This is a genomic window from Tritonibacter scottomollicae (genome assembly GCF_032924845.1).
GTDB lineage: Bacteria > Pseudomonadota > Alphaproteobacteria > Rhodobacterales > Rhodobacteraceae > Epibacterium > Epibacterium scottomollicae.
This window is the reverse complement of the sequence record NZ_CP136704.1, coordinates 2,879,076-2,904,654: the sequence shown is the minus strand read 5'-3', so window position 1 is coordinate 2,904,654 and position 25,579 is coordinate 2,879,076. Positions and strand designations below refer to the sequence as shown.

Below are 25,579 nucleotides of genomic sequence, written 5' to 3'. Positions count from 1 at the left end.
CTCGACTGGTCTCGCCCTTGCGCCTGGCTTAGGACGGATAGGCAATTCACCTAGACCGCGTATAAAACGGCCGGACCCATCAGGGCCCGGCTGGAATTTTCATCGCTTACGCTCGTGAGAGCTATCAGGGTCAGCGCTGATATTCAGGCAGCGCCTGCATCTGCTCTCTGGTCATCATCGTGTAAACTCGTACGCGGCCTTCCTCAGTTTCGACAGTCAGATCATCAAGCTCCAGTTTGACGGGCTTGGCACCAATGCCGAGAAAACCACCGACATCGACGACAACCGCGTTGATGTCACCCTCACTGCCCATCACGATGTCAGCGATCTCGCCGATCATCTCATCATTGGCGTCAAAGGTTGTGGCCCCGGTCAGCGCGTCGGCACTCATTGGTGCATTCGTGTTGGACGGGGTCGCCGTTGTGGATGCCTCTGCGCTTTCGGTCTGGTTAGTGTCTTCGCCGCCCAGGCTCGAGGTGTCGCCGCCCGTGCCAGACATTTCATAGGCGGGAGCTGTTTTCAGCGCTTCTGCCGGTGCGTTCAACACCAAGAAGTAGCCGTCTGCGCCGCCATCGGAATTACCGTTTCGCACAAATTGCAGCGCATCCATATCGACGGCGATCTGGTTCTCGCCAATGCCGAGGAAGCCACCAATGTCGACCAGAATAGCCTCTGCGGTGCCGTCACGGCTCAGGATGACATCGTTGACTTCGCCAATATCAGCCCAGCCATCCTGCACGCCGTCCATGACATCCTTCAGAGCATCGTTTTCGGTCTGATAGATACGCTTTCCGACGAAAGATGAGGCATGGAATTCGGCCGGGCCTGCTTCGCTGCGAAACATGTCGCTGGTCTCGGCAGCCACAGCAGGCAAACCCATCGTGAGAACAAGGGACGTGGATATAAGAAGGTTTTTCATGACCTTAGCTCCTATGTCGTGACTTCATATGCGTGCTCGTGCTTCAGTCAGACAACGTGGCGATGCGAGCATGGTTCCGAGGCGCTCGGTATTTTGTGCGCCATGGGCGAGAACTGGCGCACATCTGTTTGCAACCGGGAAAACGGCAGGGAGCTGAACGAAAAAAAAGGCCGCCCCGATGCGGGACGGCCGGCAAGATGTTTCGCGGCGCGTGCCGGGATCAGCCTTCGTCGTAGACCCCAGACAATGCCCGATCTTCCGCCTCGAAGGGGAGTGTCTCGAACGTGATGCTCACCTCATAGCTGTCTTCACCTTCGGTAATCTGAGGGCTGCACTCCAGCTGCCGGGCGAACCCGCGGATCAGTTGGCTGCCGAGGCCGGTGCTTTCATCCTCAAATTCAGTGCTGTCGTCCGATATGGAATTCGTGATCGTCAGACACACTTGCAGGTCATCCAGTACCTCGAGCGACACTTTCACCCAGCGCTCGCCCTTCTTGTCGACGCCCAGGTACTTCAACGCATTGGTTGCAGCTTCGACGGTGAGCAGGGACAGTGGCACTGCCTGATCCGGATACAGCACGACAGAGTCGAGCGAAATATCGATCTTGGGCACCGGTGCGCTGGTCGGGGCCAACTCGGTCAGCGGCTTGACCACATCCCGCAGCAGATCACTGGCTTGGACCCGGCCCAGCTCGGATGCCTGGTAGAGCGTCTGGTGCACAGTTGCCATGCTGGTCACGCGGCGATTGACAGTCTGCAGCGCGGCGGCGGTCGTCTTGTTCGCAGTGCGTCGGATCTGCATGGAGATAATCGAGGAAATGAGCTGCAGGTTGTTCTTCACCCGATGATGAAGCTCTTTCAGCAGCACATCCTTGTCGTGCATTGCGTCAAAGAGCTGGGCCTCGTCGTGCAGCAATTTCTCCGCGACCTGAGTGAACTGGTTTTCAATCACTTCCAATTCATGTGGCATGTAGGTGCCGTCTGGTTTTTCCGGCAATACGCGGGCGCGTGCGAACTGACGCATCTGCAGGCCAATCAGCCGCAGATACCGGACGACCTGACGGTCCAGTGCGATATAGATCAGGAATAGACTGACCAGCCACATCAGCATCGGAAACAGCGCAGGCGTCAGCAGCAGGCTTTTCAGGACGCCGGTTTCTGACGGTGTGTGTTTTCCGTCCGGGTCCCAACTTCCAATCACGTAAAACCCATCGCTCAGCACCGGGACAATGGAGAAAAGCCGGGTCTGACCTGCGGCATTCTCTGTTTCGATGTGTCGGGGGTTGAGCGCGATAAGTTCCTTGATGCTCATGCCGGCAGGCAACCGCTCCAAGGCAGTTTCCCGCGCCCCTGAAGCGCTGAGGATTTCTCCTTCGGCGCTCAACGTGACGAGATCGATTGGGCGTTCCCCCAACTTGGCCTGGAACTGCTTGTCTATGCGGTCGTGCGGAACGTGAATGATCTGATTGCCGATGAAGACATCACTGTCGTCAAACACAGGTTCCGAGACGATCAGGACGGAGCTACCGGCGACAGGACCAAAGGAATTTACCCGCACCTCGCGCTCGGGGCGGCGCATCCAGTCCGGGAAATTCGGATTGGCCGAGTAATCAATGGTGAGATTGCTGGACGCGCAGCTCATAACGCCGTCTCTCGGCAGGAAACCGGCAAAGCTGTAGCGGTCTTCAGTTGCGTCGATGAACCGCCCCATCAGCGACTTGCACCGTTCGACATCAGTCGCCAAATCCGGCACAGACAGCGCGAGCGTTTCCGCGGCAGCGAAAGCGGATTTGATGATCTCGCGCTCTTCCTGCGCGAACTCCGCCGTAAGGGCCTGCAGGCTCAGATTATTGGATTCTGCGACCTCTTGTTGCAGGCGCACGGTCTGGTCTACCGCGATCAGGCCGAGGGGCACCATCGCACCAGAAAGCAATACGGCGAGGCGAACAGACAGCCCGCGCGCCCAAGCGAAGGGCCTGGATGCGTCGTTTGTATCATGGGGGAGAGAGTCGTTTTTGGGGTCACCCCGGCCACGCATGATGGCCAGGGAGGGGAAGTTCATTCTGTTCACGCGGCGGTTCCACCACTTGCTGCGACAACGGCGTGGGTGGCTGCATCTGTCAACTCCATGCGATCATCAGAGTTCATCTGCATCTTGAGAGTGAGTGCCTCGCGCCCACGGTTAAGGCGGCTCTTGACGGTGCCGACCTTTACGCCGCAGACGTCGGCCGCCTCTTCGTAGGAATATTGCAGCACGCCGATCAGCGTCAGGATCTCGCGCTGCTCGACCGGCAGTTCGCCAAGGGCGCGGCGGAACTCTGCAAGCTGCAAGCGTCCATCATGTGCCGGTTTGACCGAGATGCTCTCGGTAATCGCCCCGCTGGAATCTTCGACCTCGCGCACCGCTTTGCGGCGGTTCGAATAAAAGGTGTTGCGCAGGATGGTAAACAGCCAGGCCCGCATGTTGGTGCCTTCCTGGAACTTTTCCAGGTTTGTCCATGCTTTCAACACGGTGTCCTGTACCAAGTCATCGGCAGCAGCGTCATTTCGGGTCAAACTCATGGCGAAGGCGCGCAGCACCTTCATATGGCTGGTCAGTTCAGCCTTGGCATCCTGTCGGTCCATTATTCGGCCTCCTCCTGCGAGTGGGAGGGCATGCCAGCTGCCTGACCCGCCCCATTCGCAACCGGGATCTTGTCCAGACGATCAAGCAGCTCCATCAGATGCGGCGGTAAATCCGCGTTTGCATCCTCGACAAAAACCTTCTTCAGGTTTTCGTCGATCAGAGTGTCCCATGGCTTATTCTGAGGCCTGTTTGCCATTCGTTTCTCCCGCAACACCTTTTACCTTCAGGCGTAAGTTAAATTACATTTCTATGGAACAAACGCGAAGACCGTGCGTTTGTTCCATAGAATTTTTGGTGACAGGAGAAAAAAATTGTCGACCTCTACAACAGGACAAGCCCTGACTCTGTCGGACCTCATCGCACCGCATCTGCCCTATTTGCGCCGCTATGCACGTGCGCTGACCGGGGCTCAGTCCTCCGGCGACACCTATGCGGCTTCCACTCTGGAGGCGATCCTGACTGATCCCTCCTGTTTTGATGCGGAAGAAGTCGGAGGCAAAGTCGCCCTCTTCAAAGTGTTCCACAAACTCTGGGGCAGCTCTGGCCAGCCCGTTGCCGAATTTGATGAGGGCCCGCGCGCGCGGGCTTTGCAGCATCTGGCATCTCTCACGCCCAACACCCGCGAAGCGCTTTTGCTGAACACGGTCGAAGCATTTTCCGTCAGTGAAGTCGCTGAGGTCATGGAAATCGAGGCAGATGAGGCAGCACGGCTGATCCAGCTGGCCCGCGACGAGATGCAGCAGGCTGTGACCGGAAAGATCATGATCATCGAGGATGAGGCGATCATTGCGATGGATCTCGAAGGCATTGCTTCCATGATGGGGCATGAGGTGACCGGGATCGCACGGACGCGCAAGGCTGCCGTCAAGCTGGGCGTGGAAGAGAAGCCGGATCTGATCCTTGCGGATATCCAGCTGGCCGATAATTCGAGCGGCATTGATGCCGTGGCCGATCTGCTGGAAGAATTGGGCGATGTTCCGGTCATCTTCATCACGGCCTTCCCCGAGCGCCTGCTGACTGGCGAGCGCCACGAGCCTGCGTTTATGATTGCCAAGCCTTATGTGCCCGATCAGGTAATCTCTGCCATCAGCCAGGCGATGTTCTTTTCATCGACCGATACGCTGACGAGCTGATCGCAGCCTTTGATGAAAGCTGAGAACCCTGGGTAGAGATGTCCGGGGTTTTTTCATGTCTGCAGCTCCGGTCGAATGCGGGGCGAGCAGATATGAAAACGCCCTGCGCACGTTTCAGTCCGCAGGGCGTTTTTCGTGGATGCGCCGCGATTTTACGAGGCGGACATTGCCCTCAGCATCCATGCGGCTTTTTCGTGAAAGGCCGCGCGTTCGGTCGCCAGATCGCCTGTGACCATATCCTTGCGCGCTTCCGCCAGTTCAATGAGCGCATGCAGACGGTGTGCTAGGCGCATGTGGTCACGCTCGAGATCCTTGCACATCTCACCGGCACTCGGCATCTGGCCCAGATCGTCGATTGCGCTGTCCGAAAGCACGCCGCTGATCTTGCCAGACGTCAGGTGCCCAAGGGCCCGGATGCGCTCAGCCAGCTCATCTGCGGCGGCGAACATATCCTGATATTGGGTCTCGGTGAGATTGTGCAGCGAGAAGAACAACGGCCCCTCGACGTTCCAGTGATAAATATGGGTCTTCAGAGTGAGACGGTACGTATCCGCCAGCACGTCGCTCAGCCCTTCGGCAATTGGCGTCGTATCCCGAACACCGGTTTCCACTGGGGCAATTTGCGGTTTCACGTTCAGTGCAGCTGTCATGTTATATCCTTTCGAGCGAGGAAATCTTGGGGTGTCGTCAGCGGCTGCCTGTTAGCGGCGTACAGCGCGAAAGATGATCGCGGCGACGAACAGCACCAGAAAGATGAAGAAGAGGATCTGTGCGATCCCGGCCGAGGCGCTGGCGATACCGCCAAAGCCAAAGACGGCCGCGATCAGCGCGATCACCAGGAATGTCAGTGCCCAACCAAGCATGGGAGTCTCCTTTGCCGTGTTACGTTGCTCGCCCGTTGCGAGCTTCGATAATACAACGGGAACAACGTGCTTTTGTTCCGCTCACGTTCAGGGAAACTTGGGTTTAGTGCCGTGGCAGGGGCGCGACGGTCCGGGCCATGGGCCAGAAATGACGGATTAGCCTGTCCATGCGCGCGCTGGTTTCAGTGCGCCGCTCTTGATGACAGTTTTGGCAAAAACCGACCGTTCAGTCCGCGTATGTCCGCGGTTATTTCAGCGGTTAAAGACCAGTTTGAGCGAGAAAGAAAACTGCGATCCCGGAAGGTCGCGCGGCGCTTTGCGGAAGCGGCGGGCGCTTGCAACCGCACGTAGGGCGGCTTGATCAAAGGCGGCAGAGCCGGAAGACCGGGCAACTCCGTAGTTCAAGAGTTGGCCATCCCGGCTGACCGTTAAGGTGACCACGACGGCAGCGTCGCCACGCCCGCCGGAGGGATAGCGCTGACGGCGTGCGATACTGGCGCGGATCTTTGCACCCCATACGGCCCTGAGCTTGGCTTGTCGGCCTTTGCTGGCGGTGCTCGTCCGTGTCTCGGCGGACGCGCCGGCCTGACTGCCGCCACCGGAACCGGCTGCACGTTGCTCTGCCCGACCTGCGCTGGTGGTCTCGGCTGTCTGTGCCGTTTCGGGAATGTCTTCTGGTTCCGGCTCAGGCTTTGGTTCCGGCGGAGGAGGCGCCGGAGTCGTGTCGATTTCCGGTGTCGCAGTGTCTTTCGGTTCGCTCATGGCCAGCCGGACCTCGGCTCGTTGCGCAGGCACGCTTTCGACCTGTGGCAGCTCTGGCGGCGCAATATCCATATCGGGCGTGTCGAGGGTTTCTTCCAGAACTGGGGGTGTTTCCGGCGGTCGTTCCCACTTTTGCACCATCTCACGGACTGTGGGTGCGGCCCCGGCAAGCGAGATGAGGGCTTCACCGCCCGCCCCAGCATCTTCGCTGCCATCGGCGGGGATGTTTGCAAAAATTGCCACATGCGCCGCGATCGCCAGCGCGGCAAACAGGCTACCTTCTATCCAATGTTTCATTTCGGGCTCACCACCAGTTCGACGCGGGCAAACCCTGCAGCCGACAGATCCCTCAGCAATCCGGCGGCGGTGGCCGCTTCAAGCTCTGCATCGGCCCGCAATTGCAGCACGGCATCAGCTGACGCGAGTTCTGCCAGGCGGGCCAATGCCGCATCGCCGTCCTGCCCGTCAAAAGACAACCTGCCAGCTTTGTCGACATAGAGCGTTGCGTCGGCGTCCAGTGGTGTCTCCAAATCTGCTTCGGGTGGGTTCACCTCAAAGGGATCGGGTTGGGCCAGGCGGGACGTCATCAGAAAGAAGATCAACAGCAGAAAGACCACGTTGATCATTGGAACGATCGACTCCGCGCGTGGGCGGCGGGGGGCGTCTGTCAGGTCCATCAACGACTACTCCACCAACACGACGGAGGTGAACCCTTCGCCGCGCAGCACTTCGGTGAGGGTCACGATGCGTTGCAGGCTCGCGCCGTCCTTGCCGCGCAGGATCAGCACGTCGGCCTTGTCCTCGACCAACGGCGTCAGTGCGACCGCCAGTTCGGTTTCCGCCACTGGTCTGCCGTTCACATAGACCTCGGCCGGCGCCACATCGATCAGGCGGGGTGGGCCGGTGTACTCACCGCCACCCGCCGCAAGCGGCAATGGCAAGGCCGCGTCGATGCCAAAGCGTGACGCCAGCATGAAGAACACCAGCAAAAGGAACACCACGTCGATCATCGGCGTGAGGCTCGGCTTGCGCCGGGGGCGGGCAGGGGTGTCGAACAGCATTGCGGATCATTCCGCCGCAAGTCGGATGGTTTGCGGCTTCTCGGTGACAAACAGACGGGTTGCGCCGTCTTCGACATCGCGGCGAATGCGGTCGATGACCGACTCGAACCACGTCAGCGCCGCAGAGGCAGGAATGGCAACCGCCATACCGGCAGCGGTGGTCAGCAGCGCCTCCCAGATGCCACCGGCCAGCATCGAGGGGTCGGCCTTTGATCCGGCGGCCTGCAGCGCCTGAAAGGCCGCAATCATCCCCATAACGGTGCCAAGGAGACCCAGCAGCGGCGCAATGGTGGAGATCAGTTCCAGCGCGCCAAGGCCACTGCGGGCCGAGCCGAGTTCGCGTTTTGCGACGCGGGCCGTTTCCTCGCGGGCATGTGCATCAGGCATCGACTTCAACGCGGACAGAGCCGCGGCAACCACCTTGGAGCGGACGCCACGGCGACCCTGGACCAGCGTCAGCGCCCGGTCCGCATCGCCTGCCTCATAGGCGGCGACCGCTTGACGGGCCTTGCCTTTCGACCAGGCGCCGATCAGCGCCAGGCGCCAGATTTTCCACAAGATCAGCGCCAACGTAATGACCGACAGGGCGGCAATGGCCCAGATCGAGGGACCGCCGTCACGCAGGAATGTCTTGGCCTCGTCGAAGGCGCCTCGCGCCATTGACGGCAGATCCTGAGCAGACGCCGGTTCGGATGCCGCAGGTGACACATCGTCCGCGTTGGTGCGCGCGACCGGCAGGGCTTCTGACGTCGAGGAGGCCTGCGACGTCGAGGGAGTTGCGGAAGCCCCATCGGTGGCAGGGCTCTCGCTTGTCGTCACCGGGGCAGTCTCTGCAGTGATTGGCGTATCCGGCGTGTCCGGGGAGGTCGGTGCCGCAGGGGCCATCATATCGGTGGCAACGTCAGGAACAGGAGCTTGCGTCGCGGGAGCGTCTGGAGCCGCAGTCTGTGCCGTGGCGAGCACCGGCAGCAGCAGGAATGTCGTAAGAACGAGGGACTTTTTCATTGTCGGCTCCGTCTAGCAAGGCCTGGCACTGATCCCGCTCAGTAAGCGGGGTGCTGGCAGAATGGCTTGGCTACACGATGCGCGCGGTCATGCGATCCGTGATTGGCTAGAAAGAGGCAATGGCCCCACGATTGGCGCCTAATTTAGCATAGCGTTTTTGTCAAGTTAAGGCTGTGCATCAGACTCGGCCGGTCGGGTCCAATAGGCGGCAATATAGTGATCCTTGGCGTTGAGGCCGGCAGATTTCAAATGCGCCCGGACTTTCTGGGCTGCGCTCTTTTCCGCGGCCAGCCAGACCATATGGCCCGGCCAATTCGCAAGCGTCGCAATCGCGAGATCCCCCAGGTCCCTGTCGTTCGAACCGTGATGCTCGATGCGTATTCCGGGGTGATGCGGCATGAGGTAGTCTGCGCTTTCGGGGGTGGTCAGCTCCAGCACCACGCGGCCGGAGGCCTTGGGGCCGAGGGCGTCGAGGATACGTGCGACGGCAGGAAATCCGGTTTCGTCGGCATAGATCATGATCGTCTCGACCTCCGGGATCCCGCCGCCGCCGGGGCCGGTCAGGCCGACACGGCAACCGGGGCTGACGCTGCGCGCCCATTCGGTGGCTCGTCCGCCGTCATGTTCAAAAATGTCAAAGACCAGGCGTCCGGTTGTGAGATCCAGCGCGCGGACCGTATAGACTGGTCGGTGCAGCGTGGCGTCTCCCTTGGGCCAGATCGTTTGGCCGGTCTCCGACAGATAGGGCCATTGCGGCGTGTCCAGAGCCGGGTTCGGCAGGGCCAGGCGGAAGTGAATTGCATCCGTCGTGAAATGGGTCAGATCCTCTGCCTGCGCGGTGACGCGGAGAAATGAGCCGGGAATCCTCTCGACGTGTTCGACGGTGATGAACTGGAAATTCGGTGGCCGGCGGCCGGCGCTTTCCTGTGCATCGGACCAGCAGATTTCTGCGGCGATCTCCGGGGCGAGGTGCTCGATCGTATCGCTGAGGCTTTCCTTCAGCACATAGAGCCAATCCGCACGAGGGGCGCCGATCCTGGCCAGGGAATGCGCGTCACGGCGCTGAAGACTGTAGTTGCCGTATGTGGTCTCGATCTGCACCTCGTCGTCGCTGTCGATCACCACCGGCAGGTCAAACTCTTGCGCGCGCTGCTGAATCACGCTGCGGATGGCGGGAAAGGACAGGCCGGGCAACAGGGTCTGCGCTTCGAAGGAAAATCTCTCTTGCATGGACATGGTAGAGCCTTCTCAGGTTGGAATGACGTGGGGGGTGGCGTGGTTCGGATCGGCGATGATGGTGCAGGGCAGGGCAAAGACCTCCTGCATCATGGTCTCTGTGATGACGTCTTTGGGGTTGCCCTGGCTGTGCACGTGACCACCGCGCAGCGCGATGATGTGATCGCAGTAGCGCGCCGCAAGGTTGATGTCGTGCAGGACCATGGCAACCGTGCGCTCGGTCTGTTGGTTCAGCCTTCGCACCAGTTCCAGAAGTTCGATCTGATGCGGCAGATCAAGGAATGTGGTGGGTTCGTCCAGCAGCAGCAACTGTGTGTCCTGCGCCAGGGCCATGGCGATCCAGGCGCGCTGACGCTGACCACCCGACAGGGTATCGAGCGACCGGTGTTCCATGCCGTCCAATCCCGTCGCCGCAAGGGCAGCGGCCACGGCGGCAGCATCCTCGACCGAATGCTGGCGCCAGGCCGATTGATGCGGGGTGCGACCGCGCAGCACCAGATCGCGGATTGTCAGCCCCTCCGGAGCGACAGGTGACTGCGACAGGATGGCAAGGCGCCGTGCAACGGATTTGCTGTTCTGGCTGGCGATGCACTGTCCATCGAGGATGACTTGCCCGGTGCCCGCCTTCTGCAGGCGGGCGAGGCTGCGCAGCAGGGTCGACTTGCCGCAAGCGTTTGGACCGACGATGGCGGTCACTGCGCCGTCGGGCAGATCGACAGAAAGCTGGTCGAGAACCGTGTTGTGGGCAAAGCGGACGCTCAGGTCCCGGGCGGCGAGGCGAGGTTGGGCGCTCATGATCTAGAGGGCTCCTTTGCGAAATTGGGCGACCAGAAGCCACATGAGAACCGGCGCACCGATCACGGCGGTGAAGACGCCGGCAGGCAGTTGCACCACGGGTACGAGACGGGCGGCGGTGTCCGCGCCGAGGGTGACCAAGGCGCCCACAAGTGCCGCGGCCGCGAGAACCGGTGCGCCGGTGCCAAGCAAGCGACGTGCCACAGGCCCCGCAACAAAGGCGACAAAGGGCAGTGGTCCGGCGACGCTGACCGCAAGCGCGGCAAGGAGCACGCCAATACAGGTGATGACCAACCGCAGGCCGGCCAGACGTAGGCCGAACCCCTGCACGATATCGTCGTTCATGGTCAGACGGCTGAGGGGGAATTGCAGCCAGAGAAGCACGGGGGTCAACAGAAGCAGACCGCCCCAGATCAGCGCGGCATCTGTCAGATTGCGCGCGTTGAGCGTGCCGGTCAGCCATTGCGCCATATCGGCGGCGCGCTGTTCGTCCGTCATGCTCATCAACAGGTCGCTGGTGGCGCCCAAGGTCAGGCTGGCACCGATCCCCACAAGGATCAGCCGATAGGGATCGAGACCCGTGCAGCGCCGCCTGTCCCAGGCCAGCACCAGCACCAATGCCGCCGTCAGCAGCCCTCCCGTCAACGCCCAGGGCAGCACAAAGCGGACTGAACCGAACAGCAGGATAGCCAGCACCGCGCCGCAGCTGGCACCGGCGTTGAACCCGATCACATCCGGCGAGGCCATCGGATTGCGCAGCATGGACTGGAAGATCGCACCGGACAGGCCAAATGCTGCCCCCGCCCCAACGGCGACCAGCACGCGCGGCAGGCGATGATCGAGCAGGATCATCCGGGTGATATCTTCCATGTCGCCGCGCAGCGCGGTCCACAGGTCCGCTGCGCCAACCGGAAAGCTGCCCATGTGCAGGGCCGCAAGGCCGCCGGTCAGAACCAATAGCATCAGGCCGAGCCCGACCAACAGGTTGCGTCGTGCCAGTTGCAGCGACAGTGTGCCGATACGAAGGGTATAGGTCATAGCGCGCGCACTCCCTTGCTGCGGACCAGCCAGATCAGGACTGGGCCGCCGAGGATCGCGGACATCACCCCCGCCTGCATATGTCCGGAGAACAGAGCCGAGCGGGCAAGAATATCGGCTAGGCCCATCAGAAGTGCCCCATAGACCGCGCTATAGAGCGACAGCCAGCGTACATCGGCCGGGGCGGTTGCCCGGGCAAGATGCGGCACGATCAAGCCAATGAACGCAATGGGACCGGCCATCGCGACGGTGGTGCCGCACAAGATCACGATGGCCGCTCCGGTGAGCAGTTGCAGCAGACCGACCCGAACGCCGAGACCCTGGGCCGTGCTTTCGCCCAGTTGCAGCGCGTTGAGGCTGAACCCGGCGACAAAGGCCAGCAGGAGCCCCACGATCAGGAACGGCAGCAGGGTCGAAACCATGTCCAGCGTGACGTTGTCGAAACCGCCCAGAACCCAGACGCGATAGACCTCCAGCGAGGACCGGCTGACCAGCAGCAGGCCGCGGATCAAGGCGTAGAACAGGGCGCTCACTGCGGCCCCAGCGAGGATCAGGCGTCCGGTACGTGACGGGGCGTTGCCGCCCAGTATGAAAACAAGACCCGAGGCCAGCGCGGCCCCTCCAAGAGCGGCCCAGATGAACTGAGCAGGATCGGTGATCCCCAGCGCAATGGTGCAGAGCACCACGCCAAGCGCGGCACCGGCGTTCACTCCCAACAGGCCGGGATCGGCCAGCGGATTGCGGGTGAGCGCCTGCATCAGGGTGCCTGCCACGCCCAGGCTGCCGCCGCAGAGCAGCGCGCCCACCACGCGCGGCAGGCGGATCTGCCAGATGACAATATGATCCGGCGCATCGGGGTCATAAGCCAACAGTGACTGCCAGATATCGCCCCAGCTGACCGGGCGCGCGCCCATCCGCAATGCCAGCAAGACGCTCAGAACCAGTAAGAACAGCCCGGCTGCCAGCCAGATCAGCCGATGCGGCGTCCGGTGTCGGGGCAGGGCGCGGGACGTGACCTCAGCTGTCATCAGCGGGACCTCCTGCAAGAATGCCCGCGGCCCGCGAGGAGGTGACTTCGGTCGCAGGATCACCGTCCATGGCCTGCTCCAGCAGCGGCACCAGCGTGTCGAGCGCATAGTCGAGACTGAGCGGGCTTGAATGCGACAAGGCGGAGGACAGCATCAGGTCGGAGTAGATCTCCCGCCCCTCCGAGTATGCCCGCATGAACCGGCGCAGGGGCAGGCGATTCAGACGGGCCACCGAGGCCCCGCTGTCGAGCCAGATCAGCACATTAGCATCAATCGGAGAAAGGTCCTCGTCCGGCACCTTTACATATGCATGGTTCAAATTGCTCTGGGACCGGATCGCCTGAGGTGTGACAAAGCCAAGTTCGGACAGGAACTTGCCGCGGATGTCATATTCCGTATAGGCGCCTGTGGTGCCAGCCCAGACCATGATGCCAGTTGCGCCCTGCCATTCGGGATGATCGACGCGTACACGGGCGATGCGCTGATTGATGCGGTCAACCACTGCTTCTGCCTTGTCTGACCGCCCTGTGGCCTGGCCCAGCCGCAGCAGCATATCCTGCCATGTCATGCCGTAGTCGCCGGTTCCGGGGGCCGAGGCGACTGTGGGGGCAATTTGCGACAGCAGATCATATTCCCGTCTGGTCATGCCGGACCATTGTCCGACGATCAGGTCGGGCTTCATCGCGGCGATGGCCTCTATGTCGATTTCGCCCTGCATCACAACGGGTGTCTCTTCGCCAAGCGCCTCTTGGCCCCACGGCCAGACGCCAAATTCGAACGGGCCGTACCATTTGCGGAGCGCATAGGGCACCACGCCGAGCGACAGCAGGAAATCATGCCCGATAAAGCTGAGCGAGACCACGCGCGTGGGCTGAGCCTCGATACGTGCGCTGCCATAGAGGTGGTCGATTTCCACCGGAAACGCGTCGGCCGCACTTCTGTGTGGCAGCAACGCAAGGATCACCAGAATGAACAATTGACGCATGGGGCGCCCTTTTCAGGTTCGGGCTGAAGTCGGAACGCCCCCAGACCTGATGGCAGGTCCGGAGGCGCGGTTTTGGTTAGAATTTCGACGTGAGCGTCAGGGACACATTGCGACCCTCGCCGATGTAGCAGGCACCGGATTGGCAGGTGGCAACGTAATTCTCGTCCAGGAGGTTCTGGATGTTCAGCGCCACCTGCCAGTTGTCACGGGAATAGGTCACGGCCGCGTCGTAGAGCGTGTAGGCGGGCGTCTCATAGGTGTCGCTGCCGCCCCACGCGGCCCCGGTGTATCGCACCCCGGCGCCGAGCTTCCAGCCCTGCAGTGTCCCGATTGTTGGCGTGTAGTTGACCCAGAGCGACGCCGCATTCTCGGGCACCTGCCCGATCTGCGCACCGCTGGAGTTTTCGGTGTCGAGGTAGGTATAGGCCGCATCAAAGCTGACGTCGCCGATGCGGTGGAACAGTTCCAGTTCCAGCCCTCTGGCGGTGGCTTCCCCGGTCTGGATTGAGAAACCCGGGTTTGCCGGGTCGCTTACGGTCATGTTGGATTTGGTCAGATCAAACACCGAGGCCACAAAGAGCGTATCGGATCCGGCGGGCTGATATTTCACCCCGATTTCATATTGCGTGCCCTCCGTCGGTTCAAACGGCGTGCCGTTGACGTCACGCCCGACCTCGTCCTGACGGAAGCTCTCTGCGTAGCTGAAGTAGGGGGCAACGCCGTTGTCGAACCGGTAAAGCGCGGCAAAGTTCCCGGTCCATGCGCTGTCGTCTGCGGCGACGGAGGTCGCGCCAAAACTACCGGTGCTCGCCCCGGTCTTGATGCTGCCGTAGCGCAGGCCAAAATCGATGAACAGCCGATCATCCACGACCGCCCGGTTCTGCAAATAGGCCCCCCATTCGGTAATGGAGGTGCCGGGGCTGTCTGTCACGGTGATGCTGGGATAGCCCGTGTACGTCGGGTTGAAGGGATCAATCGGGGCGATTTGCGCGCCATATGCGGTGTCACTGTCGTAGTAGCCGCGCGAATAGCTGGCCCCGATGATGCTGCGCATATCTACCCCACCCAGCGCGTAATTCGCGGTGGCATAGGCGTCGAGTGCAGCAGACTTCATCTCGTTCTCGGCACGGTAGAACGTGCGGTTGATGGTGCCATCGGGATTGTAGCGTCCGTTGGCGGTGTTATCAAAGGCCCACCAGGCATGCTGATAGAGCGCTTCGCCCTCCAGATACCGTGCGCTGGCATCAACGCTCCAGACCTCGTTGAACCTATGGCTCACCATGGCGGTGACGCCGCGCTGTTCACTGTTGAAGACATCAAAGCCGGGCTCGCCGACGAACAATGTATCGTCAAAATAGGTGCCATTGCCAAAGCCGGTGGCAGGCTCAAGCGTGCCGTATAGCGAGGCAAACTGCAAAAGCGGGCTGCCGTCGCTCTTTTGGTAATTGGCGAGCAGCGTCACCTCGGTGTCATCGTTCGGGCGCCAGGTGATCGACGGTGCCAGCGCCAGCGAGTCATCCTGAGAGAAATCGACCGGGGTGTCCGCATTGCGCAGCACTCCAACGATGCGGTAGCGCAATGTGCCGGACGTATTGAGGTCGCCGCTGACGTCAGCCGCGATCTGCGCGCGCTGGTTGGACCCGACGGAGAGTTGCCAGAGGTTGTCGCTGTCCTGTGCGGCGGTTTTTGAGGTGGTGTTGACCACGCCGCCCACGGACCCGCTGCCATACAGCCCTGATGCGGGTCCCTTCAGAACCTCGACGCTGTTCAGCAGGAAGGGTTCTGGTTTGGTATCATTGTAATAGCCGTAGCGGGCGTTGAGGCCATCGTGCAGCGTGGAGGGGGCAAAACCGCGCACGAGCGACCAGTCGGAACGGTTGTCGAGCCCCCATTGCCCCGCCGTGATGCCGGAGGCGTATTGCAGCGCCTGTTCCACGTTGGTGGCACCCCGTTCCGCGATCTGCTGGGCGGTGACAACATGGATCGCCCGAGGGGTCTCAAGGATCGGATCGCCGGTCTTGGCCACTGTTCCGCTGTCGAGCGCCACGCTCTCGCCAAAGAACACCTCGGCGCGGTTGGCCTTTACCAGAATTGGTTCGAGTTCGATAACCTCTGCCGAAGCGGGCAGAGCCGCCATCAAGGCCAGAAAAGATACAGCTGTTGTCCGACGTGCCATTGTGCCACTTCCGCTCGTAGTCGTGTTGGTCTCATGTCTACCTGGCGGAAAAGCTTGGTACGGCTGCGGCTATAAAACCCATATAAAAGAGTCAAGTATTATTGCGTGGCGCGCCCTGCTGTACCCAACGGCAGGCACGCGATGCATCGCCAATGAGCAACAGTATGTGCCGCCCTTCAGCGCTGGTGATCGTGGCGGTTGAGAGTGGGTTGACAGTTTGGTGACGCAGAGTCCTAAATATCCAACATTTTTGAATTTCAGGGACGAAATGCTGTTCTCTCGCCGCCCGACCGAAGACGATACGGTTGTCGCCATGCTCGCCTCTGCGATCCGGCGCGACATTTCCTTTGGCACGCTGCGCCCGGATGAGAAGCTCAAGATCGAAGCCCTGCGCCAACGCTATGGCGGCTCCAACCATTCGATGCGGGAAACTCTGCGGATGCTGGTGTCCGAGGGCATGGTCGAAGCCACAAATCAACGCGGGTTCAGAGTGACCTCTGCAACGGAGGATGATCTTGCCGATATCCTGCTGATGCGGCTCGAGGTTGAGAAGCTGGCCCTGACACGCGCCATGGTTCAGGGCGGTGTCGATTGGGAGGCCTCCGTCGTGGCCTCGCATCACCAGATGATGCGGGCAGAGGATCAGGTGCGCGAGGATCCCAACGACGTCTCCGCGCTGGAATGGGATGAGGCCTGCCGGACACATATGCTGTCTCTGATCGCGGCCTGCAATTCGCCGCGCCTGATCGACATGGCCGGGCGGTTCTATGACCAATCGCGCCGTTTCCGGCTGGCACGTCTGCGCGAGGGGCGAATTGCGTTCGAGGCCCGTCGCACCCGGCACGAAACACTCAAGACAGCCATCATGGACCGCGACACACAAAGGGCTCTGGCGCTTCTGGAGGAGGACATCCGGGCAGACCTGCGCGGCTGACGGAACCAGAGCCAAAGACTAAATTCCAATGGGAGGACAACAGGATGACCTTTAACAGACGACAGACACTTGCGCTCATGGGGGCGGCTGCCGCTTCTGGGCTTGCGGCACCCGCCATCGCATCGGGCAAGAAGCCGGTCGTTGGCGCGCTGAGCCTGACCAGCCACTCCGGCAGCTACATTGCGCTGGAGCGCGGCTACTTCAAGGAGGCTGGCCTCGACGTGGAGCTGAAGTTCTTTCAGGCCGCACAGCCAATGTCCGTGGCGATTGCCTCCGGCGATGTCGACTTTGGCGTCACCGCGATTTCCGGCGGTCTGCTGAGTCTCGCGGACAAGGGCGCGATCAAGGTGATCGGTGGCGCGCTCTCCGAAGAGCCGGGTATCGACGGGCAGAAAATCCTCGTCTCTGATGCGGCGTATCAGGCCGGGCTGACCTCGCCCGCGGGTCTCGACGGTCGGCGCTTTGGCATGACCACGGCGGGATCCTCGTTCCACTACATGGGGTCCAAGATCGCGGGCGCAGAAGGCGGCACGCCCCAGTTTGTGCCATTGCAAAAGGTCGGTGCGATCATCGGCGCATTGAAGTCGGGTCAGATCGACGCCTGGTCCATCGTGCCGCATATTGCCAAACCGCTGGCGGGCTCCGGCGCGGTGCACATCATTGGGGATGTGGCGGATTACCTGCCGAACTATCAGGTCACCACGGTTTTCACCTCTGCCAAGAATGCCAGCGATGAACGTGGCCTGACCGAAAGCTTCCTCAAGGGCTTTGGCATGGGTGTCGCCGACTACAACGCCACCATGGTCGACAAGGAAAACGGCGACGAGGCCATCAACGAGATGGTCGATCTGATCCACAAATACGTCTACACCGACCGCCCGCGCGAAAAGGCCGCCCCCTCGATCATCAACGGCTCCATGCGCCTGAACAAGGATGCGGCGATCAATGTGACATCGGTTGCGGATCAGCTGGCCTGGATGCAGGCGCAGGGTTTGGTGGACAGCGGCATCACGCTGGAGACCTTCCTTGATACCAGCTACGTCGAGACCATCGGCGCCTGAACCGGAACTTCCGGGAGCGGCTCTGGCGCCGCTCCCAAGACAAGGCATATATCTCATGGATATTCGACTGGACGGGATCAGCCATGCCTATGGCGAGACCGAGGTCCTGCGGGACATATCGCTTGATGTGGCCTCGGGGCAGATCGTCTGCCTCGTGGGGCCGTCGGGCTGCGGCAAGTCTACGCTGCTGCGCTTTCTGGGCGGGCTTGAACGGCCCTCGGCCGGGCGGGTGCTGCAACTGGGTACCCCGCCAGAAGGCTGTCTCAACCCGCTGACCTATGTGTTTCAGGACTTCGCCCTGCTGCCCTGGCGCAGCGTGCGTGGGAATATTTCGCTGGTGCTGGAGGATCACGGTATCTGGGGCGCCAAGGCGGATGAGATCATCGCGGATGTGCTCGCGCGCACCAAGCTGACCGATTTTGCCAAGGCACTGCCCAAGCAATTGTCCGGCGGCATGAAGCAGCGGGTGGCGATTGCCCGCGCGCTGGCGGTGAGGCCTGCGGTGATGCTGATGGACGAGCCGCTCTCCGCGCTCGACAGTCAGACGCGCGAATTGCTGATGGATGATCTGATCGCCCTCTGGGAGCGCCAGCCCTTCACCGCCGTCTATGTCACCCACAACCTCGCCGAGGCCGTGCGGCTGGGCCACAAGATCGTGGTGCTGTCGCGCCGGCCGGGGCAGATCCGCGAGGTGGTTGAGATTGCAAAACCGCTGTCAGAGCGCGGATATGCGGATGCGGAGTTGGAGCAGGTACAGAAACACCTCTGGAACCTGATGCGAGACGAGGCCCGCGCGGCGGATGAGGAGCTCTTGAATGTCTGACACGTCTTTGTCGCGCCAACCGCTTGAGGTCCGTTTTCGCGGGGGCGGGTTTGCCCCCAAGGCGCATCGCTGGGTTGGCCTTGCCGTCTTTGCCGTGATCATCGGCTTTGTCGAATGGGGCACGCGGGTCGGCTTCATCTCGGCCCTGACCCTGCCCAAACCCTCCGATGTGCTCGCCACGCTGGTGGAGCTGTGGCAATCGGGCCTGATCGTCAAACATATGGTGCCGTCGTTGACCCGCCTTGCCGTGGGGGCCGCGCTGGGCGCCAGTGTCGGCGTGGGCGTTGGCATTCTGATCGGACTGTTCTCCTTTGTGCGCGCCGGACTGGTGCCGCTGACGGCGGCGATCTTCCCAATCCCGAAAATCGCGCTGCTGCCGCTGTTCGTGATCTGGTTCGGCATCGACGAAGGGTCGAAATACGCGCTGATCGCCTTTGGCACCTTCACGCCCACGGTGGTTGCAACCTATGGCGCGGTGGACAATGTGGATCGCTCCCTGATCCGCATGGGGCAGAGCTTCGGCCTGTCGTGGCTGTCGATCGTGCGCAAGATCGTGTTGCCCGGGGCGATGCCCGGCATCCTCTCCGGTCTGCGGATCAGCCTCGCCATCGCCATCATCCTGCTGGTCGCGGCAGAGATGCTGGGCGCGCAATACGGCATCGGCGCTTATATTCTCGAAGCGGGCTCGCTCTATGATCTGGAGCGGCTGTTTGCCGGCGTGGTGATCCTGTCGCTGCTGGGGGTGCTGACCTCCGGTGCCATCGGCATGATCGAGCGGCGGGTGCTGGACTGGCGGTCCTGACGGGGCGTTGCCAGGCGCGGTGTCAGGCGTTCCAAAGCACCGCGCCCAGGTCCGAGACGTCATAGCCGCCCATGCTGGTTGCGCGCTGGGCAAAGGTTTCAGTCCGGCAGAAGGTCAGAAATGTCTGGAAAGGGGGCTCGAACCAAGCCTTGCGATCCACCAGCAGGGCAAATTCCTCCTGCACCAGCGGGGTAAACCGCAACCCGTAGCTCTGCGCCATCGCCTCAAGGCCAAAGGTCACATCCGCCGCACGCCGGCGCACGCTCTCCACCGCCTCGTCCTCTGACCGGGCCACTTCGGTCAGTGTCAGCTCCGCAAGATCAAGCTGTGCCTCTGCAGCCAGATCACGGAAAAGCCGATCCGTGCCCGATCCCGGTTGGCGCGGGGCAAGACGCAGGCCTTTGATATCGAACAGAGATGCGGGTGCGGGGTGGTCTTCGCGATGGACAAGGCCACGCTGACGGCTGGCAAAGCGGATGAGGACGCAAGTCTGGCCCTTGGCGACACGCTGCGCCGCAGGGATGTTCCAGACGCCGGACTTACTGTCCCGCAGATGCAGGCCCGCTGCGATCCCATCGCCCTTGGCGAACCGCTCCAGCCCGTCCATTGACCCGTCGAAATAACTCGCAAGGCCGGAACGCGACTGCCGAACGGCCCAGTCGAGCAAGGGGTCATGACTGCCCAGCAGAATCTGTGGGCGGTCGACCTGCGGTTGCGGCGCGGCCCCTCCGGACTTGGCCTGCTCGATCCAGCTGCGGATTTCGGCGGCCGGAAACAGTAGCTTGCCAGTGGCACGGGAACAGGGCACCTGGCCTGAGGCCGCCAGATCATAGATCTTGCGTTCCTTCAGGCGCAGCAGCTCCGCCAGTTCGGGGACGGTCAGGTATTCGTGGTCTGGGAAATCGAGATCGGTCATGTCGCAGTCTGTTGGGGGCGGCGAATGTGCCGCCCCGCAGACTCTATCAGTTCTTCGGCGCGTTGGGGAAGAACAGTTGCTGGTCGCTGACTTCATAAGCGGCGATGGCACTCTGGCCATCTTCGGAGATCAGCCAGTCGGCAAAGCTCTTGGCCGCCTCGACATTGACCGAGGGGCATTGCGACGGATTGACCGGGATCACGCCATATTGGTTGAACAGATCGTCGTCACCCTCGACCTTGATCTCATAGTCCTGCTTGTTGCCAAAGCTGATCCAGGTGGCGCGGTCGGTCATTACATAGGCGCCCATGCCGATGCCCGCGTTAAGCGTTGCGCCCATGCCGGAGCCGGTCTCGCGGTACCACTCACCGGATCCGGTCGCCGGATCGACCCCCGCATCAGCCCAGAGCGCGACCTCTTTCTTGTGGGTGCCGGAATCGTCCCCGCGCGAGGCAAACAGCGCCTCGGAGTCGGAGATCTTCGACAATGCACCTTGCACATCATCCATGCCACCGACGCTTGCCGGGTCTGCGGCGGGGCCCACGATGACGAAATCATTGTACATCAGGTCGGTGCGCGTGGTGCCAAATCCCGCCTCGACGAATTTCTCCTCAGACGCCTTGGCGTGGACCAGCAGCACGTCACCATCGCAGTTCTGCGCGTTCTTGATCGCCTGGCCTGTACCGACAGCAACGACATTCACCTGGATGCCAGTTTTGTCCTGAAACATCGGCAGCAGATAGTCGTAGAGGCCCGAGTTCGCGGTCGATGTGGTCGATTGCACGATGATCGACTGGTCGGCGGCAATGGCGCTTGTGGCGAGAGTCAGCGCGACAATGGACGCACCGAAGGACTGGTTCAGCTTCATATGGGATCTCCCTTAAGGTGTTGGTCAGAAAACAAGTCTGCCGTTCAAATAATCCCTCGCCGCAGAGGATTGCGGTTCGGGAAAGAAGTCGCACGCCGGGCTGTGCTCGGCCACGCAGCCGCCATGCAGGAACACCACATCATCGGCGAGACGCTTGGCCTGGCCGATGTCATGGGTGACACAAATCACGCGAATGCCACTGGTGCAGGCGTCGCGCACAATGGCCTCGATCGCCTGGGCGGAGGCAGGGTCAAGGCTCGCGGTCGCCTCGTCCAGCAACAGCACCTCCGGCTCTGTCGCGAGCGCACGGGCCAAGGCAAGCCGTTGGGCCTCCCCGCCGGAAAGACGCCGAGCCGGGTGGCGGGCCTTGTGGAGCAGGCCGACGTGGTCCAGCACTGCGTCGCGCGACCGGCGAGGCTTGCCGCGCGCTTTCAGGACAAAATCAATATTGGCGGCGACGGAGCGGCGCAGCAGAACCGGCTTCTGAAACACCAGAGCCTGCCGTTTGGTGACTTGCGCCGGGGATTGATTGCCCCATGCAATCTGTCCGGATGTGGGCGCGATCAGCCCGTGCAGGATTTTCAGTAGCAGGCTCTTGCCGGCCCCGTTGGGCCCCATGATCGCGGTGCAGCCATGGGGCGCCAGATCCAGATCGAGACCACGCAGGATGGGCGTGCCATCACAGCTCAGTTCGAGCCCGCGCACGCGCAAGGGCAGCAGGTTTGCCTCACGCTGGGCCGGCCGTGCCTGTGGTGCGAAGCCAACGGTGTCGATGCTAGACATAGGCCTGCCTCCGCGCGCTCATCCGTAGGCTCTGCACTGCAGCATTGACCCCCAGTGCGATCACCAGCAGCACCAGCCCAAGCGCCAGCGCCAGCGCCAGATCCCCTTTGGAGGTTTCCAGTGCGATTGCCGTGGTCATCACACGGGTCAGATGGTCGATATTACCGCCCACGATCATGACCGCGCCCACTTCGGCCACAGCGCGACCAAACCCGGCCAAGCCAACGGTCAGCAGCGAGTATCGGGCATCCCACAGAAGTGCTGTGATCGTTTGCACACGGCTCAGACAGAGCGAGCGGAACTGTTCCGCGTACTCCGTATGCAAATCCTCCAGCACCTGCCGGGACAGGGCGGCGACGATCGGTGCGATTAGAATTGTCTGTGCGATGATCATCGCACTTGGGGTGTAGAGTAGGCCCAGAAACCCCAGCGGCCCAGATCGTGACAGGTGCAGGTAGACCAACAGGCCAACCACGACGGGCGGCAGCCCCATCAGGGCGTTCATCAGTACCAGGACCGCGCCACGACCGCGAAACCGACTGATCGCCATCCACGCGCCGACCGGCAACCCTATGAGGCAGGCAAACATCGTGGCACTGAGGCTAACGCGCAGAGACAGGCCGACGATCTCATAGAGATCGGCGTTGCCGGAGGTTACCAGCTGAAGCGCCAGCGAGAAGGCTTCTCCCATATTTTGCAAAATTTACAGCCCGTGCATTTTGTTCCGCATTCAGGTTAGGTGCCGAGCCACGTGAGGAGCAAGTATGTCTGCGCCGTCCTGCGATAAAAGGCGACATCTCGGACATTTTTGGATGCTGAAGGACTGCATAATTTACGGAAGTGGACAAGTTGACCCTGGGTGGTGATGCGATTTCATCAAACCTGGATAGTCCCGCGGCGACGGGAGTCTCTTCGTTATAGGAGGCACACACAACGGGTGGCGCTTGGCTCACTGGTGAATTCAGGCGATTTTCTCTGCCAGAGAGACTGGGTGAGACGGGCCTCGCTTTGAGCGGACGATCCGGTGCGGGCCAGGCAGGTTTTTTGCCCCCCAAGATGTGCATTTGGGGCACGTCCTTTTCAAAAGATGTCAGGCTTTTTCAGTCCTGTTCTGGTACCATCGGCGCGGATTGTGAAAGCCATTGATGTGCTGGAAAACGTCAGCGCCGTTTCTTGGCGCATATGCTGGAGCCTGCGCCATATCATCTCTGCTTCGATGGTTTTGAGGCCACGCTGCCGAGGTTTCACAACAGTTGCCTCTGCCGCGCATCGAGCCCTGGAAGCCGTGCTTGGCACACGGGCTCTTGGCTGTCGTGAGAGCAATGTTGGCAGCCGCGATCCGTGCGGTGGAGGCCGCTTCGGGGAGAACTGGCTTGCATGATCAGACCCCGGCCCCGCCGAGCGGACGGTCAAGAGCTGTCCCTCCGTCCTCGGAGCCATCAGTCGTGGTTCAGGCCGCTGCGACCGAAGCGCTGGGCTTGCTCGACGGTCGAGTGTCCGGAGGGTTGACAGTCAGATGTGCAGGGGGCTGTTCCAGTCGCCAACGTTCGAAGGCGGCATCAAACGCACTTTCGAGGTTGCGTGCATAGCCAGATGTATCAAACAGCGGCGTTCTTCGGCGGTTCACCATTAGTTTGCTCCGCAGCGCCAGCAACGCATCCGGGTCCTGAGCATATTGCAACGCGCGAGCTTCGTAATCGGCGTCATCTTTTGCGATGAGCGTCGGAAGGTTCATCGCGCTCAACAGGCTTGCCCCGACGCGGGCGGCAAATTGCTGTCCGGGGCGTGTGAGAACGGGAAGCCCGGCCCATAGAGCATCGCTGCAGGTCGTGTGCGCGTTGACGGCAAACGTATCGAGAAACAAATCGGCTACTTTTTGACGCGCGAGATGTTCATCCTGCTGCATGCGACCCGCGAAGATCAACCGATCGCCGCAAACGCCCCTGAGCTCAGCTTCGCGGCGCAGGTTGGCTTCCGAGGTCGGTCCACCGGACAGGAGCCATAGCACACTGCCATCGACCTTGGTCATCAGGCGCATCCAGATGTCAAATTCGCGCGGGGTGATCTTGTAGCTGTTGTTGAAGCAGCAGAAAATAAAGCCCTCTTCCGGCAGGCCGCAGTCTGCGCGTGTGAATTGACGGGGCGCGATATGACGCTGGTCGTCGTTGGGCTGATAGCTGTGGGGCAGGCGGATCAGATGCTCTTCGAAATGACGTTCGCTGCCGACGGGGCTCACCACCGAATCGGTGATCAGATAGTCCATCGCCGGGGTGCCCATGGTGCCGGGATAGCCGAGGAATGACATGTGTACGGGGGCAAGGCGGCTGGCAAAAATTCCGCTGCGAGAGCGGCCAGTGAACCCCTTCAGGTCTACCGCGATGTCCAGATCTTCCGCTTGTGCCAGCGCGATCAGGCCGTGATCCGACAGCTGCCCGACCGCGTGAAACTTGTCTGCTGCCTCGCGCGCAAAATCTTGCTGGGTGTCGCTGCGATCAGGTCCATAGGAAAACAGCTGAATCTCGAAGCGCGACTTGTCATGGCTGCGCAGCAGGCCACTCATCAGGTGCATGGTGGCGTGGTTGTGGAAATCGGCCGAAAAATATCCGATGCGCAGCCGGTCGGGGCGCGATGCAGGTCTCGCGGCGCAGGGTGTTGCCGCTTGCGTCGTGGGCATATGAGATTCGGCATATGCGTGTGTGCGCAGCCGCAGCAGGTCTGGATTATCTTCTAGGCCAATGGTCATGAACGGTGCGACAGGCGTGCCGCGCAGGCCAAGATGGCGACGATGGGTCTGATAGTCGGCAATCCAATTGAAATCGTTGAGCATTGCCATGGCATGCAGTTTGTTCGCGCGGATGCGGTCGTCATCCGGGTTGATGGCAAGAAGTTTCGCGAACTGCGCATTTGCCGCTTCAAACTCCCGGTCCAAGCAGAGCATTTGCCCGTAGTTTGAACGCGCCTCATATAGGTCTGGAGCGTGGTCGAGGGCCTGCCTGTACAGTTCTTTGGCGCCGGCAGTGTCCCCTATCTGGCGTTTGGCATTTGCCAAGTTGTAGAGGATGACTGCGTTATCGGGCGCCAGTTCTCGCGCAGCATCGAGCAAAGGGGGCGCGTCTTCTGGGCGTCCTATTTCGGATAGGAAGTTGGCAAAATTGTTCAGCGCCAGCAGGTGATGCGCATCGAGGGTCAGCGCCATCTGATAATGGGTTTCGGCGGCCTTGATATCGCCCTGCACCGCGTAGACATCTGCCATTCCGACGTAGGCTTCGGGGGTGCTCGGGGCCAGTTCGCGTGCACGGTTCAAGCAGGTGAGCGCGTCGTTGAGTGCACGGCGCTTAAGGTGGCACAGGCCTTGGATCGTCCACAGGAAAGCAGACGCCGCATAATGCTGGAGCAATTTGGCACAGGCTGTCGAGGCGTCTTCGTAACGGCCTGCGGCGAAGACAATCGAGACACGCTCTCGCATTGAAGACGGTAGCGGATCGTTGGCGGATTTTGGGTGTAACTGATGGGGTGGCGCCGAATCGGCGAGAGAGCGGGGTGGGGCGCTGTTCTGCGCCGCGGTCATCACATCAGCATTCTGCAGAGAGTGTGCAAAGGTCATGGAGTCCAATCTCATTTTCGCGCTCTATGGTCCCGGCCCTGGCCTGCGGTCATGCAGGAAGGCGCTTCTGCCTACCGGTGAAACTGACTATGAAACGTGAGAATTAAGATTGAATTGACTGCTTCTGGCCGCCATTCAGAGAGGCGGGCCTTGAATTCGCC

General features: G+C 61.3%; 26 protein-coding genes. 5 read left to right on the top strand and 21 right to left on the bottom strand.

Annotation, left to right across the window (positions count from 1 at the left end; all coding sequences use genetic code 11):
- Nucleotides 1-130: 130 nt before the first annotated feature.
- The 4 genes from R1T40_RS14515 to R1T40_RS14500 all read right to left on the bottom strand — a co-directional run bounded on the left by R1T40_RS14515 (nucleotide 131) and on the right by R1T40_RS14500 (nucleotide 3,741).
- Entirely contained in the window at nucleotides 131-919 is a 789-nt protein-coding gene (locus tag R1T40_RS14515; RefSeq protein ID WP_317384619.1) for a PRC-barrel domain-containing protein, read from the bottom strand.
- A 220-nt stretch (nucleotides 920-1,139) separates the two neighbouring features.
- Nucleotides 1,140-2,837: a sensor histidine kinase gene (locus tag R1T40_RS14510; RefSeq protein ID WP_317384618.1), complete on the bottom strand. Its 1,698-nt coding sequence runs from the start codon at nucleotides 2,835-2,837 to the stop codon at nucleotides 1,140-1,142.
- Between the two features lie 149 nt (nucleotides 2,838-2,986).
- Complete coding sequence (locus R1T40_RS14505) at nucleotides 2,987-3,544, bottom strand: RNA polymerase sigma factor (RefSeq protein ID WP_106164933.1); 558 nt, start codon at nucleotides 3,542-3,544, stop codon at nucleotides 2,987-2,989.
- Nucleotides 3,544-3,741 carry a hypothetical protein gene (locus R1T40_RS14500; protein ID WP_317384617.1) on the bottom strand — a complete coding sequence of 66 codons (198 nt, stop codon included), beginning with the start codon at nucleotides 3,739-3,741 and terminating at the stop codon, nucleotides 3,544-3,546. The genes R1T40_RS14505 and R1T40_RS14500 overlap by 1 nt, the downstream gene beginning before the upstream one ends.
- A gap of 115 nt (nucleotides 3,742-3,856) precedes the next feature.
- On the opposite strand from R1T40_RS14500, the gene R1T40_RS14495 reads away from it, so the two are divergent.
- Nucleotides 3,857-4,678 carry a response regulator gene (locus R1T40_RS14495; RefSeq protein WP_317384616.1) on the top strand — a complete coding sequence of 274 codons (822 nt, stop codon included), beginning with the start codon at nucleotides 3,857-3,859 and terminating at the stop codon, nucleotides 4,676-4,678.
- A gap of 152 nt (nucleotides 4,679-4,830) precedes the next feature.
- Here R1T40_RS14495 and R1T40_RS14490 read toward each other — a convergent pair whose 3' ends face one another.
- The 12 genes from R1T40_RS14490 to R1T40_RS14435 form a co-directional block, all read right to left on the bottom strand.
- A complete protein-coding gene (locus tag R1T40_RS14490) occupies nucleotides 4,831-5,328 on the bottom strand; it encodes a Dps family protein (RefSeq protein WP_317384615.1) in 498 nt (165 codons plus the stop codon).
- 51 nt (nucleotides 5,329-5,379) lie between these two features.
- Nucleotides 5,380-5,541, bottom strand: a complete 162-nt coding sequence (locus R1T40_RS14485; protein WP_106164937.1) for a DUF1328 domain-containing protein — start codon at nucleotides 5,539-5,541, stop codon at nucleotides 5,380-5,382.
- Between the two features lie 252 nt (nucleotides 5,542-5,793).
- Nucleotides 5,794-6,600, bottom strand: coding sequence for an energy transducer TonB (locus R1T40_RS14480; RefSeq protein WP_317384614.1), 807 nt, complete (start codon nucleotides 6,598-6,600; stop codon nucleotides 5,794-5,796).
- Complete coding sequence (locus R1T40_RS14475; protein WP_317384613.1) at nucleotides 6,597-6,980, bottom strand: ExbD/TolR family protein; 384 nt, start codon at nucleotides 6,978-6,980, stop codon at nucleotides 6,597-6,599. The genes R1T40_RS14480 and R1T40_RS14475 overlap by 4 nt, the downstream gene beginning before the upstream one ends.
- 6 nt (nucleotides 6,981-6,986) lie before the next feature.
- Nucleotides 6,987-7,364 (bottom strand): ExbD/TolR family protein, encoded by a 378-nt coding sequence (locus tag R1T40_RS14470; RefSeq protein WP_317384612.1) that lies wholly within the window; start codon nucleotides 7,362-7,364, stop codon nucleotides 6,987-6,989.
- 6 nt (nucleotides 7,365-7,370) lie between these two features.
- Nucleotides 7,371-8,369, bottom strand: a complete 999-nt coding sequence (locus R1T40_RS14465; RefSeq protein WP_317384611.1) for a MotA/TolQ/ExbB proton channel family protein — start codon at nucleotides 8,367-8,369, stop codon at nucleotides 7,371-7,373.
- A 165-nt stretch (nucleotides 8,370-8,534) separates the two neighbouring features.
- Entirely contained in the window at nucleotides 8,535-9,605 is a 1,071-nt protein-coding gene (locus R1T40_RS14460) for a siderophore-interacting protein (RefSeq protein ID WP_317384610.1), read from the bottom strand.
- A gap of 12 nt (nucleotides 9,606-9,617) precedes the next feature.
- Nucleotides 9,618-10,400: an ABC transporter ATP-binding protein gene (locus R1T40_RS14455; protein ID WP_317384609.1), complete on the bottom strand. Its 783-nt coding sequence runs from the start codon at nucleotides 10,398-10,400 to the stop codon at nucleotides 9,618-9,620.
- 3 nt (nucleotides 10,401-10,403) lie between these two features.
- Nucleotides 10,404-11,438, bottom strand: coding sequence for a FecCD family ABC transporter permease (locus R1T40_RS14450; protein ID WP_317384608.1), 1,035 nt, complete (start codon nucleotides 11,436-11,438; stop codon nucleotides 10,404-10,406).
- Nucleotides 11,435-12,466, bottom strand: a complete 1,032-nt coding sequence (locus R1T40_RS14445; protein WP_317384607.1) for a FecCD family ABC transporter permease — start codon at nucleotides 12,464-12,466, stop codon at nucleotides 11,435-11,437. The genes R1T40_RS14450 and R1T40_RS14445 overlap by 4 nt, the downstream gene beginning before the upstream one ends.
- Nucleotides 12,456-13,451: an ABC transporter substrate-binding protein gene (locus R1T40_RS14440; protein WP_317384606.1), complete on the bottom strand. Its 996-nt coding sequence runs from the start codon at nucleotides 13,449-13,451 to the stop codon at nucleotides 12,456-12,458. Before R1T40_RS14440 ends, R1T40_RS14445 begins: the two co-directional genes overlap by 11 nt.
- A gap of 76 nt (nucleotides 13,452-13,527) precedes the next feature.
- Nucleotides 13,528-15,627, bottom strand: coding sequence for a TonB-dependent siderophore receptor (locus R1T40_RS14435; protein WP_317384605.1), 2,100 nt, complete (start codon nucleotides 15,625-15,627; stop codon nucleotides 13,528-13,530).
- A 268-nt stretch (nucleotides 15,628-15,895) separates the two neighbouring features.
- Between R1T40_RS14435 and R1T40_RS14430 the strand changes: the two genes are divergently transcribed.
- Genes R1T40_RS14430 through R1T40_RS14415 form a run of 4 tightly spaced genes read left to right on the top strand, consistent with a single transcriptional unit; the run spans nucleotide 15,896 to nucleotide 19,247 of the window.
- Nucleotides 15,896-16,561 carry a GntR family transcriptional regulator gene (locus R1T40_RS14430; protein WP_317384604.1) on the top strand — a complete coding sequence of 222 codons (666 nt, stop codon included), beginning with the start codon at nucleotides 15,896-15,898 and terminating at the stop codon, nucleotides 16,559-16,561.
- A gap of 44 nt (nucleotides 16,562-16,605) precedes the next feature.
- Nucleotides 16,606-17,622, top strand: a complete 1,017-nt coding sequence (locus R1T40_RS14425; protein ID WP_317384603.1) for an ABC transporter substrate-binding protein — start codon at nucleotides 16,606-16,608, stop codon at nucleotides 17,620-17,622.
- A gap of 55 nt (nucleotides 17,623-17,677) precedes the next feature.
- Entirely contained in the window at nucleotides 17,678-18,445 is a 768-nt protein-coding gene (locus tag R1T40_RS14420; RefSeq protein WP_317384602.1) for an ABC transporter ATP-binding protein, read from the top strand.
- The gene (locus R1T40_RS14415) at nucleotides 18,438-19,247 is read left to right on the top strand and encodes an ABC transporter permease (protein ID WP_317384601.1); all 810 of its coding nucleotides are present in this window, start codon (nucleotides 18,438-18,440) and stop codon (nucleotides 19,245-19,247) included. The genes R1T40_RS14420 and R1T40_RS14415 overlap by 8 nt, the downstream gene beginning before the upstream one ends.
- A 22-nt stretch (nucleotides 19,248-19,269) precedes the next feature.
- Here R1T40_RS14415 and R1T40_RS14410 read toward each other — a convergent pair whose 3' ends face one another.
- From R1T40_RS14410 to R1T40_RS14390, 5 genes are all read right to left on the bottom strand, one after another.
- Nucleotides 19,270-20,163: a helix-turn-helix transcriptional regulator gene (locus R1T40_RS14410; protein ID WP_317384600.1), complete on the bottom strand. Its 894-nt coding sequence runs from the start codon at nucleotides 20,161-20,163 to the stop codon at nucleotides 19,270-19,272.
- Nucleotides 20,164-20,209: 46 nt separating this feature from the next.
- The gene (locus tag R1T40_RS14405; protein WP_317384599.1) at nucleotides 20,210-21,031 is read right to left on the bottom strand and encodes a substrate-binding domain-containing protein; all 822 of its coding nucleotides are present in this window, start codon (nucleotides 21,029-21,031) and stop codon (nucleotides 20,210-20,212) included.
- A gap of 24 nt (nucleotides 21,032-21,055) precedes the next feature.
- A complete protein-coding gene (locus R1T40_RS14400; protein WP_317384598.1) occupies nucleotides 21,056-21,814 on the bottom strand; it encodes an ATP-binding cassette domain-containing protein in 759 nt (252 codons plus the stop codon).
- A complete protein-coding gene (locus R1T40_RS14395) occupies nucleotides 21,807-22,514 on the bottom strand; it encodes an ABC transporter permease (protein WP_317384597.1) in 708 nt (235 codons plus the stop codon). Before R1T40_RS14395 ends, R1T40_RS14400 begins: the two co-directional genes overlap by 8 nt.
- Before the next feature lie 750 nt (nucleotides 22,515-23,264).
- The gene (locus tag R1T40_RS14390; protein WP_317384596.1) at nucleotides 23,265-25,418 is read right to left on the bottom strand and encodes an O-linked N-acetylglucosamine transferase, SPINDLY family protein; all 2,154 of its coding nucleotides are present in this window, start codon (nucleotides 25,416-25,418) and stop codon (nucleotides 23,265-23,267) included.
- Between the last annotated feature and the right edge of the window lie 161 nt (nucleotides 25,419-25,579).